This is a genomic window from Paraburkholderia sp. SECH2 (assembly GCF_030464795.1).
Classification (GTDB): domain Bacteria; phylum Pseudomonadota; class Gammaproteobacteria; order Burkholderiales; family Burkholderiaceae; genus Paraburkholderia; species Paraburkholderia aspalathi.
The window spans coordinates 114910-125781 of record NZ_JALPRH010000024.1; the positions used below are offsets into that span (position 1 = coordinate 114910).

General features: G+C 60.4%; 11 protein-coding genes and 1 tRNA gene. 3 read left to right on the forward strand and 9 right to left on the reverse strand.

Going from position 1 to position 10872, the window contains the following annotated elements:
- The first annotated feature begins 2 nt into the window (after window positions 1-2).
- Complete coding sequence (locus M0D66_RS30065; RefSeq protein ID WP_266212439.1) at window positions 3-938, forward strand: amidohydrolase; 936 nt, start codon at window positions 3-5, stop codon at window positions 936-938.
- A 45-nt stretch (window positions 939-983) separates the two neighbouring features.
- Here M0D66_RS30065 and M0D66_RS30070 read toward each other — a convergent pair.
- The 8 genes from M0D66_RS30070 to M0D66_RS30105 all read right to left on the reverse strand — a co-directional run bounded on the left by M0D66_RS30070 (window position 984) and on the right by M0D66_RS30105 (window position 8647).
- Window positions 984-1060 (reverse strand) — tRNA-Val (locus tag M0D66_RS30070).
- A 112-nt stretch (window positions 1061-1172) separates the two neighbouring features.
- Entirely contained in the window at window positions 1173-2663 is a 1491-nt protein-coding gene (locus M0D66_RS30075) for a M81 family metallopeptidase (RefSeq protein WP_266212435.1), read from the reverse strand.
- Entirely contained in the window at window positions 2660-3940 is a 1281-nt protein-coding gene (locus M0D66_RS30080) for a Zn-dependent hydrolase (RefSeq protein ID WP_266212436.1), read from the reverse strand. Before M0D66_RS30080 ends, M0D66_RS30075 begins: the two co-directional genes overlap by 4 nt.
- A gap of 39 nt (window positions 3941-3979) precedes the next feature.
- The gene (locus M0D66_RS30085) at window positions 3980-4681 is read right to left on the reverse strand and encodes an ABC transporter ATP-binding protein (RefSeq protein ID WP_211708225.1); all 702 of its coding nucleotides are present in this window, start codon (window positions 4679-4681) and stop codon (window positions 3980-3982) included.
- Window positions 4678-5445, reverse strand: a complete 768-nt coding sequence (locus M0D66_RS30090; protein ID WP_093646668.1) for an ABC transporter ATP-binding protein — start codon at window positions 5443-5445, stop codon at window positions 4678-4680. Before M0D66_RS30090 ends, M0D66_RS30085 begins: the two co-directional genes overlap by 4 nt.
- Complete coding sequence (locus tag M0D66_RS30095) at window positions 5442-6509, reverse strand: branched-chain amino acid ABC transporter permease (protein ID WP_200653908.1); 1068 nt, start codon at window positions 6507-6509, stop codon at window positions 5442-5444. Before M0D66_RS30095 ends, M0D66_RS30090 begins: the two co-directional genes overlap by 4 nt.
- Entirely contained in the window at window positions 6506-7366 is an 861-nt protein-coding gene (locus M0D66_RS30100) for a branched-chain amino acid ABC transporter permease (protein ID WP_093646663.1), read from the reverse strand. Before M0D66_RS30100 ends, M0D66_RS30095 begins: the two co-directional genes overlap by 4 nt.
- A gap of 72 nt (window positions 7367-7438) precedes the next feature.
- A complete protein-coding gene (locus M0D66_RS30105) occupies window positions 7439-8647 on the reverse strand; it encodes an ABC transporter substrate-binding protein (protein ID WP_093646660.1) in 1209 nt (402 codons plus the stop codon).
- 273 nt (window positions 8648-8920) lie between these two features.
- Between M0D66_RS30105 and M0D66_RS30110 the strand changes: the two genes are divergently transcribed.
- Window positions 8921-9766, forward strand: a complete 846-nt coding sequence (locus M0D66_RS30110) for a FadR/GntR family transcriptional regulator (protein WP_093646658.1) — start codon at window positions 8921-8923, stop codon at window positions 9764-9766.
- A gap of 400 nt (window positions 9767-10166) precedes the next feature.
- Complete coding sequence (locus tag M0D66_RS30115; RefSeq protein ID WP_266212437.1) at window positions 10167-10631, forward strand: hypothetical protein; 465 nt, start codon at window positions 10167-10169, stop codon at window positions 10629-10631.
- On the opposite strand, the gene M0D66_RS30120 is transcribed toward M0D66_RS30115, so the two are convergent.
- Window positions 10628-10872, reverse strand: a 245-nt coding sequence (locus tag M0D66_RS30120; RefSeq protein WP_266212438.1) for a hypothetical protein, incomplete at its 5' end; no start/stop codon positions are given. The two genes, M0D66_RS30115 and M0D66_RS30120, sit on opposite strands and share 4 nt — an antisense overlap.

A 10872-nucleotide genomic window follows, 5' to 3' on the forward strand; every position in this document is an offset into this window, starting at 1 on the left:
TCATGGGTGCTCCCGTATCCGTCGCCCAGTCCCACTCCTGCCGCGTGGACACTCACGCGCATGTCTTCGAGAGAGGTTTGCCGCTCACGGATAGCCGGCGCTACGCGCCGGGCTACGACGCCACGCTCGACACGTATTTGCAACTGCTGAACACGCACGACATCGGGCGCGCGGTTCTCGTGCAGCCGAGTTTTCTCGGGACGGACAATCGCTACCTGCTACAAGCACTGTCGCGAGATACGCACCGCTTAAGGGGCGTAGCGGTCGTTGCGCCCGATGCTTCAGAGGAAACGCTGGCGGACCTACATGGTCGCGGCGTAACCGGCATACGGCTCAATCTGATCGAGCAGGCATTGCCGGATCTGGGCGCGAAATCATGGACGCCGTTGCTTGAGCGATTGTCGAGGTTGGGTTGGCACGTCGAACTGCACCGGAATGCGCAGGACCTGGCACCGATGCTCGACCGCTTGCTCGAAGCTGGCGTACCCGTGGTCGTCGATCATTTCGGACGCCCCGACCCAGAGAAAGGAATTCACGATCCCGGCTTCAAGAGGTTGCTCGGTTATGGCGCAACCGGTCGCGTGTGGGTCAAGGTCTCGGGCGCGTACCGATGTGCAGTTCCGGGTTCGGGTTTTGTGCGTGAGGCGACGAGCCTGCTTGTCGAACACTTCGGCGCTGAGCGGCTGATGTGGGGAAGCGACTGGCCCCATACTCAGTACGAGCAGGTGATGAACTACGGCCAGTCGTTATCGACGCTATTGGAACTCGGCCTGGACAAAGCGGTGGTTGACGCGATTCTATGCACAACCCCCGCGTTGTTTTACGGATTCGAACAGCGAACGAATCACGCTGTGGCGAAATACGGGCAATACGAAGGGGATAAACTGACAGGACAGCTGCACGATGATGAAGTGCGCCGATGTGATGCGAGAACATGACAGTAGACGAAAGCGGAGCCGCTTTCGTCTACGTCACATATGCGTTGGTAGGCTCGATTGGATTCGAACCAACGACCCCCACCATGTCAAGGTGGTGCTCTAACCAACTGAGCTACGAGCCTTTAGAGGCGCGAATTATAGAGACTCCGGACGCGCCGCACAAGCCCTGCGGGGCAAGTATGTTCATGGGCGAATGTCCGTCGATTCGTCGCGTGGTTCATTGTTCAACTCGCTTCAGTTCGTCGACGCCCACTCAGTCTGCGCGTCCAGCGGAAACACCGGCCGCTTCACGTGCACGAACTTAAACAGCCCGTAATCCGAACTCGTCACACCACGGCTATCGCACTCCACCAGGCCGGCGGCGATCGGCACAAAAACCGGCCGGCAGTACATGCGTGATTTGAGTAACAGGAAACGTGCGCGGCGCGGATCAATGCCGACGCTCTCGAACACGCCGAGGTCCCATGGTTCGTGCGTGCGCTCGGTCATCACGAGCTTGACCGTGCCGGTGTCGAGCGCGGCCGCGCGCCCCATGAATGCACGCTGGCCTGTGTAGGTCGGACCGCTGATCACGTATTCGCCATCGGTCAGAGCGCGCACTACGCCGGTCACGGCAACCGGCGGCCGCGGCGTCACCGCGCTGCTTGCGACCTTGTTGCCGATCGTCACCGTCACCGTGCTGCCGACGCCCGCAGCCATCAGCGCCGCGACGGCCTGCGGATCGCACAACGGGCCACTCACGACCCCTTCGAGCTTCTGCTTAAGCGCTTCCTCCAGCAGGTCCATCGTGTCGCACGTGCCGCCCGACATGCAGTTGTCGCCGTGATCGAGCAGCAGTACCGGTTTGTCCGTGCCCTGTGCGAGCGCCGCGGCCTGTGCGACAGATTCGGCCAGCGCCGCACTGCGATAAACGAAATCTTCGCGCTCGTTCCAGATCTGTCGCGCGATGCGCTCCGCTACCGATTCCGCTTTCGCACGGTCACCGTTCGCCACCACGACGACGCTGATACATGGCGCCGCGATGTCAGCGAGCGAAAAGCCGGACAACACCGACACAGCCAGCACGCCATCGACCTCTGCCGCGCGTGCGGCGTCTACCGCGCGCTTCATCGCACCTTCGGTCGTCGCGCTGCGCAGCGTATGCGTGAGCAGCGGCGGCTGGCGCCATGCGATCACCGGCTTCGCCTTGCCGTGGACCAGGTCGAACAGCAGACGCGCCGCATGCGCGCCGGTCTCGTACATATCGACGTGCGGATAGGTTTTGAAACTGACGATCACGTCGGCGTTGTCGATCATTTTCTGCGTGACGTTGCCATGCAGATCGAGTGCGACGGCAATCGGCACGTTCGGCAACGCGGCGCGCACGCGTTCGAGCAGATCGCCTTCGCCGTCGTTCGTATTTTCGGCGACCATGGCACCGTGCAGGTCAAGCATCACGGCATCGCAACCCGTTGCGGCCGCAACGATTGCCTCGCAGATCGCGTCGTACGCGGCGGCTTCGACGGGTCCGCTCGGATTCGCCGATGCGGAAATGGGCGTCACGATCCCGGCATGCTCGCGCTCGGCTGCGTCGATGAACGCGGCCATTGCCGTCTGCATGCCCTTGTTTTCGTTGAACGCGTCTTCGCCGTAGCTCGGGCCATTGCGGCCGAACGCTGCAAGCGGCGTGGCCACCGGCGAGAATGTATTGGTCTCGTGGTTCATCCTTGCAATCAGGACTTTCATGCTTCCGTGCCCCCCGCCGTTTGCGCGGCGTTCAGCATCGCCTGCAATAGCACGTTGCAGCCGGCTTCCAGATGGTCCGCGCGTGCGTCTTCGATTTCGTTGTGGCTGATGCCGTCCTTGCACGGTACGAAGATCATCGCTGCTGGCGCGACGCGTGCGAGATAAACGGCGTCGTGGCCCGCGCCGCTGATGACGTCCATCGACGAAAAGCCGAGCGTGTCCGCGCCCTGTTGAACCGCGGCGACCAGATCCGCCGCGAACGGTTGGGGCGGGAAATACACCACTTGTTCGACGTCGACCGTAATGCCGGCCTTCTCACCGGCGGTCGCACAGGCAGCGCGTAGTGCGGCATCCATCTCTGTGAGCGAGGCATCGTCAGCGGCCCGCAGATCGGCCGTCAGGGTCACGCGGCCTGGAATCACGTTGCGCGAATTCGGATGCACGTTGAGCCAGCCGACCGTGCCGCGCCCATGCGGCGCGTGATCGAGGGCAATGCGATTCACCGCGTGAATCAGATCGGCCGCAACGAGCAATGCGTCGCGGCGCAGTTCCATCGGTGTAGGGCCGGCGTGCGCTTCCATGCCGTGCACTGTCACGTCGTACCAGCGCTGACCTAACGCGCCCTGTACGACGCCGATCGTCGTGTCATGCGCCTCCAGCACCGGCCCTTGTTCGATATGCGCTTCGAAATACGCGCCGACTGCATGAGGCTTCCCACTGTCGCCCGCATAACCGATTGACGCGAGCGCGTCGCGCACCGAAATGCCCTCGCGATCGCGTTGTTCGAGCGCATGCTCCAACGTGAACGCACCGGCGAACACGCCTGAACCCATCATCACCGGCACGAAACGCGAGCCCTCTTCATTGGTCCACACCGCGACTTCCAGCGGCGCGAGCGTCCGCACGTTGGCGTCGGCCAATGTGCGCAACACTTCAAGACCAGCCAGCACACCGTAATTGCCGTCGAACTTGCCGCCCGTGGGCTGCGTATCGATGTGGCTGCCGGTCATCACCGGTGGCAGGTCGTCACGCAAACCCGCGCGACGCGCGAAGATATTACCGATCGCGTCGATCCGCACGCTGCAGCCAATTTCCTTTGCCCACGCGACAAAGAGGTCACGCGCCTTGCGATCCAGGTCAGTCAACGCGAGCCGGCATACACCGCCTTTTTCCGTCGCGCCGATTTGCGCGAGTTGCATGAGACTGTCCCAGAGCCGTGCGCCGTCGACACGCAGATCATCGAGCGTCGCGACGGTTGTTGATTCATGAACTTGCATCGATGCTTCCTCGTACTCGTAATGAAGACAGCGTGGGCGTTAGACGACGCCCACGCCCAGAAAACGGTCCTTGATCGAGTCGTCGGCGGCGAAGGAGGCGTTGTCGCCTTCGTACACGATCACGCCTTGTTCGATGATGTAGTGGCGATCCGCGAGTTGTGTGCAGACTTCCAGGTTCTGCTCAACCAGCAGAATCGCGACGCCCGCTTCACGGATCAACTTGAGTTGCGCGACGATCTCTTCGACGATCACCGGCGCGAGACCTTCAACCGGTTCGTCAAGCATCAACAGCCGCGGATGATTCATCAGCGCACGGCCGATCGCGAGCATCTGTTGTTCGCCGCCGGAGAGTTGCGCGCCACCATTCGTGCGCCGCTCTTTCAGGCGTGGAAATATGCGGTAGATGTCTTCGAGTTGCCACGGCGAATTCTTGCGCGCGCCGAGCCTTAGGTTTTCTTCGACGGTCAACAGACGAAAGACACCGCGATGTTCTGGCACGAAGCACACGCCTCGCGAAGCTATCTTGTGCGGCGGCATGCCGTTGATTGTCGTACCGTTGAGCGTCACCATCCCGCGCTGCGGTGTGACAACACCGGCAATGGCCTTGAGCGTAGTCGACTTACCTGCGCCGTTACGGCCTAGCAGCGTGACCGTCTCGCCATCGTTGATTTGCAGGGACACGCCTTGCAGGATGTGACTCTTGCCGTAGAAGCCGTGCATCTGCTGAACGTCGAGAATCATGCGCGGCCTCCGGTAATCATGTTGCCGAGATAGGCACTGCGCACACGCTCGTCGCCGCGAATATCGTCCGGCCGTCCTTCCACCAGCACGCGCCCTTGTTGCATGACGGTGATCGTGTCGGAGATGTCCATCACGATGCCCATGTTGTGTTCGATCAGCACGACGGTGTAATCGTCACGCAGGCCACGGATCAACTGCTTCATGTCGTCGAGGTCGTCGATGCCCATGCCGGAAGTCGGCTCATCCAGAAAGATCGCCTTGGGCCGCGCTGCGAGCGCCATGCCGACTTCAAGCCGTCGCTGCTGGCCGTGCGATAGCGCGCCCGCCGGCACCTCGCTAAAGCGCTGCAATGCGAGGCGTTCAAGCACACTGTCGACGGTGTCCGCGTGAGTGAGTGCACCATGCGGTGGCGTCCATGCGTTCAACGCACGCACCGCGTCGACACCTTGCGCGGCAAGCCGCAGATTTTCGCGCACGCTCAGATTGGCGAACAGGCTCGTCACCTGGAACGAACGCGCGACGCCGCGACGCACGCGTTTATGGTCCGGCTCATGCGTCACGTCGTGACCGTCGAAGATGATCTTCCCGTCGGTGATGGGCAACGTGCCCGTCAACACGTGAAACAGCGTCGTTTTGCCCGCGCCATTCGGACCGATCACTGAGTGCACGGTGCGTGGCATGACGCGCAGATTGACTTCGGAGAGCGCCGTGAATTTGCCGTACCGCTTCACCACGTCGCTCGCTTGCAGAATCGCTTCGGTCATATGCGCTCCTCAGTTGCGTGGTTGCCAGTATCGTTGTCAGCGTCTGCGGATGAGTTACGCCGCAGCGCCTGCCAGATTCGTTCGCCCAAGCCCCATAGCCCGCGCTGCATGAAAAGGCTAACGGCGATCAGCACGATGCCGAGCAGCAACAGCCAGCGCGGCCATAGCGTGGACAACCAGTCGGCGAACAGCACATAGAACGCTGCGCCCAGCACCGAGGCGAACAGATTGCCCGTGCCACCGATCACCGTCATCACGAGAATCATCTCGCTCGTGTGGTAATCGATGTTGGACAGTGGCGCGATGCCGGTCATCAGCGCATGCAACGCGCCAGCGAGGCCCGTCACTGCGCCGGAGATCACGAACGCCATGAGCTTGAAGCGTTTGACGTCATAGCCGACTGCGGCCGCACGCGCCTCGTTGTCGCGGATCGCCAGCAACGTGCGGCCGAATACCGAATGCGAGACACGCATCAGCAACCAGAACACCACGAGGAACAGCACGGCGACGAAAGCGTAGTACTGCCACGGCGAAGTCAACGGTAAGAGTGCCTTGCCGAATAACCCCAGCGCCGGGCGTGGGATGTCGAGCAAGCCGTTGTCACCTCCGGTCAGATCGGGCGTGGTGTAGGCGAGGAAGTAGAACAACTGCCCGAATGCAAGCGTCAACATGACGAAGTACGTGCCGCGTTGACGAATCGAAAACCAGCCGACCAGCGCCGCGGCAGCCGCGCCGATCACGATCGCGGCAAGCAGCGCCACAGGTATCGGCATGCCCGTTTTGGTCAGGACGAGGCCCGCACAATAGCTGCCGAGTCCGAAGAAGATACCCTGCCCGAAAGAGAGCAAACCCGTATGGCCGAGCAGCAGATTGCAACCGAGCGCGGCGAGCGCGAACACGAGTACTTCTGTGGCTAACGATCCGGAACGTAACGTCAGCGGCAATACGCACACGACCAGTAACGCAAGCAACAGGAAGCGATAGCGATGCAACGCATGCTTCAAGCTGCGTTGAGCCGGCCGGGAAGAGGCATCATGAACAGCAGGTTTCGAGGTATCGATCATGCCGCTCTCCCAAGCAGGCCGTTCGGCCGTAGCAGCAGCACGGCGGCCATCGCGACATAAATCATCAGCCGTGCGCCTTCCGGCCACAGCGTACTCATCACGCTCTGCACGATGCCGACCAGCAGTCCGCCTACCAGCGCGCCCAGAAAGTTGCCCATTCCGCCGACTACCACCACGACGAACGCGACGCTGAGCGCCTCGATGCCCATGAACGGATCAACGCCGCGAATCGGCGCGGCGAGCACACCGGCCAAAGCGGCAGTGGCGGCGCCTAGCGCGAACACCAGGCTGAAAACACGCATCACGTTGATGCCAAGAAGCGACACCATTTCCGTCGATTCACTGCCGGCGCGCACCGCGCTACCGAGCCGTGTGCCCTCCAGCACCCACCACAACAGCGCAGCCAGCACAGCCGTGAAGCCGATCACAAACAGGCGGTACTTCGGATATACGAAACTGCCCCAGATCACCACGCCGTTCAGCATGTCGGGAACCGGCACGTTGTCGCCGAGCGGCCCCCAGACCAGGATCGCACATTCCTGCACGACGAGGGCGAGGCCGACCGTCACGAGAATATGAAACTCATGCTGTTGCGCGTAGACGTGCCGAAGAATCAGCTTCTCGACGATCCACGCAAGCGCGCCGACGACGATCGGCACGACAACGAGCGCGGTCCAGAAATTCATCGACCACTGCATGGCCTGATAGCAAAAGTACGCGCCGAGCAGATAGAACGCGCCGTGCGCGAAATTCACGAAGCGCAGCAGGCCGAACACGATCGACAAACCGACCGCGAGCAGGAAATACAGCATTCCCACTCCGATGCCGTTGACGATCTGCAGGAGATAAACGTTCATGGCGTCCGTCTAAAGGGTGTAGCGATGGAGTTTCGCTAATGAGCGTGCCGCGTTGCTTGCGGCGCTGATGCATCAGGCCATCTTGCAGCCGGTCTTGTCGAGCGGGAGGAACGACTGGCCGGAGCTCACGATATCCGCGTAGTCGTCGGCGTTTTTCATCTTGTTCTTCGCCTTGCCCTTCAACAGATAGTAGTTCTTCAGCACCTGATGGTCGCCCTTGCGGACTTCCTCCGGACCGGTCAAGCCGTCGTACTTCATCCCCTCGAGCGTTGCGACCACCTTCTTCGGATCGACTGTGCCCGCTTTCACGATGCCGTCGAGCAGGATCTTTGTGCAGATGTAAGAACCTGCGAGACTGTAGTTGGGATTGGCCTTGAACGCGGCATTGCTGCGTTTGACGAGATCGCGATTGAGCGGCGAGTCGATGTCGTGCCAATACTGTGCGCCAAAATAGACGCCTTCGCACAGGTCAGCACCGAGCGATTCGAACTGCTCCAACCCGGAAGCCCACGCGAGCAGAATCGTGCAATTGTTCTTCATGCCGAAACTCACGGCCTGGCGCAACGTATCGGACGATTGCGAACCGAAGTTGAGAATCAGCAGGACGTCAGGCTTCGCGGCGACTGCATTCGTCAGATAGCCGCTGAATTCCTTCTCGTTGAGCGAGTGGTAGCTATTGCCCACGTGCTCAATGCCCTTCTCCTTGAAAATCGCCTTGGCCGCCGATAGCAAACCATCGCCGAATACGTATTGCGGCGTGATGGTGTACCAGCGCTTGGCTTTCGGCATCATCTGGATCAACGGACGCACGGTCTGTTCGATCGCGCCGTAAGTCGGCACGGACCAGCGGAAAGTCGCGTCGTTGCAGTCCTTGCCGGTGATTTCGTCCGCGCCTGCTGTGGTGATAAAGATGCCGCCGGCTTTCTGGACTTCCTTACCCATTGCCAATGCTTCGGATGACAAAATACCGCCGGCAAAGAAGCGTGCATTCTTCTGCTGCGCGATTTCCTGCACTCGGCGCACGGCTGTTGCGGGTTTGCCTTCCGTGTCGAGTACCGTGTACGCAAGCGGTTGACCGAGTACCTTGCCGTACTGCTCGATAGCGAGCTTCATGCCGAGGTCGGCATACTTACCGTTCGCCGCGAACGGGCCTGACATCGGCACCGGACAGGCGAACTGCAAGGTGCCGGCCTGCGCGAACGCGCTACGCGCGACCAGCGAGCCCAACGTCCCCGGAACGGCCGACAACGCGGCCAGCTTCAACATATTTCGGCGATTCAAAATGACGCTCCTTAAGAAAGAGACACGCACTGACCGACTGCGAAACTGAAAGACTGCGCGAACGACGACGAAAGCCTGCTGGCCGCCGAGAAGTTTTTCACCACACCGGCTTTGTTCTATTTATCATGATAAATAGGTTGGACTCGATCGTAGGTACAATAAATTCGAGTGTCAATAAGGCAAAATTCCTGGCGGCAGCGGCGTGGCTTTCCGCGCCACGACGGGCCCGGCGGCCCGTCGAAAGCATGCAGGACAAAACTGGGAGTAACGAAAATGGCCATCGACCGCGCCAAGGCTGGCGCCGCGATTGAGATCAAGCAGCAAAAGCGCGGCGATCTGGTCGCCGAAGAGATCAAGCGGCTCATCACAGAGAAAGACCTGAAACCGGGTGACCGCCTGCCGCGCGAGGTGGAATTGCAGCAGCTCTTTTCGGTGAGCAAGAGCACGATTCGCGAGGCACTGAAGTCTCTCGAGGTGCAAGGTCTCATCAAGGTGACCACGGGCCCAAGCGGCGGCGGCATGGTGGTTGAAGTGCCGCTTGATCGCACGCTACAGCTCTTGCAGAACTACCTGTTCTTCAAGGACGTATCGATCGACGACATTTACACCGTGCGTAAATTGCTGGAGCCGGAGCTAGCGGCGGGTGCGGTGCCGCATCTGACGGAGCAGGACTTCGAGGCGCTCGAAGCAAGCATTGCGTGCTGCGACCGGCCGGCTTCGTCACATGGCGGACAGGACATCGTTCGGCAACGTCAGGAAGACGTCAATTTTCACGACATCCTCGCGGCGGCGAATCCCAATCCGTTCCTGCGCTTCAGTTGCGAGTTGATCAACGAAATGATCCGGCAATTGATCGAGTTTCGTAACGACACGCCGCAGGTCGAACATGAACGATTCGGTCTCGCCAACGTGAAGATTCACAAAGCGATCACGAAAGCGGCGCGTGAACGCGATGTGGAAAAGGTGCGCGAGTTGATGGTGGTTCACATGACCGAAGCACCTCGCTATGTGAAGCGGATGAAGGGCAAGTTGCGCGGCCGGCTGATTCTCGATTCGGAGATTCGCCGACGCGTGAGGGCCCGCAGTGTGGCGCCGGTTGATGAGCCGGATCAGGAGTGAAGCCGATTTGACAGGTGCTGCGACTGGGTGGCGCGGCGCTTGCAGCGGAATGTGGGTCGCTTGCCTAGGTTAGGGGTGTACTAAAAGTGTGTCCACGGTCGACCAAGCCTCCAAACGCAACGACTAGGCAGGGCCGGTATGTCCAAAATCGCCATGATGCGGGACCCGGTAGTTCCAGAGACTGTTCGATCCGATACTGCGACAAACCAGAGGAATCGGAAAAAACCGTGCAATCGAGATGAAAGCTCGGATACACCGGTCAATCTATGCCTATTGGCTTAAGACAGCCATACCACCGCTTTCGACGACCAAATTGGGGTGTGATAGCCGCGCAATAAGGACTCAACCTTTTACCGCCCGCGCCGTTATTGCATCTGCACAGGCATAACACTGGACCGTCATGGCACAACCTATTCCGTTTTCCCGCAAGACTGGCGCCGCACGTGCTCGGCATGACAAAGCCATGCTGTTGCCCATCGCACGGCAGGTCGCCGACGACCTTGCCCTGCGTGTGCATCTGGCGCTCGACGCCTTGCGCCGGGGTGCCGGCAGCACGAGCGATGCGCAAACGCTTACGCAAGTCATGCTGTTGACGGGTTTTCTGGCTGAATCGGGTTTTGGCTCGACGACGGGCGAGCAGATCGGTGCAGCGGAGAGAGCTGTGTCAGCGGTTTTCGATATCGGCCGCGAAACCGGCGAGTGGAGATTGGACAGCGCTGGGTTCGCGCTTTTTGCCAAAATCGCATCAAACTACGATCGACAACTGCACAGCGCGCCCCTTTGGGCGATCACCGACGCCAGTGAACGGCTCGACCGCTTCACCGCAGGCTTGTCGTATCAGACGCCGGTGAGGAAAAGGGCTTAAACGGATGAGATGATGCAGGACGGTGGGCGGAGTACCGTCGGCGATTTTGAGGTATTGCTGATAGGGGTGAGACCAGAAGAACCGGAGCGCTTCGGGCAAAGTCTCACCGCGGCGATGTTTTCTGCGTCCACGTTTTTGCCGCGTAAACGCAGAAACCCCACCTTTTCGGGGTGGGGTTTCTGGTCATGCTGGGGAGCCTGACGATTACCTACTTTCACACGGGAATCCGCACTATCATCGG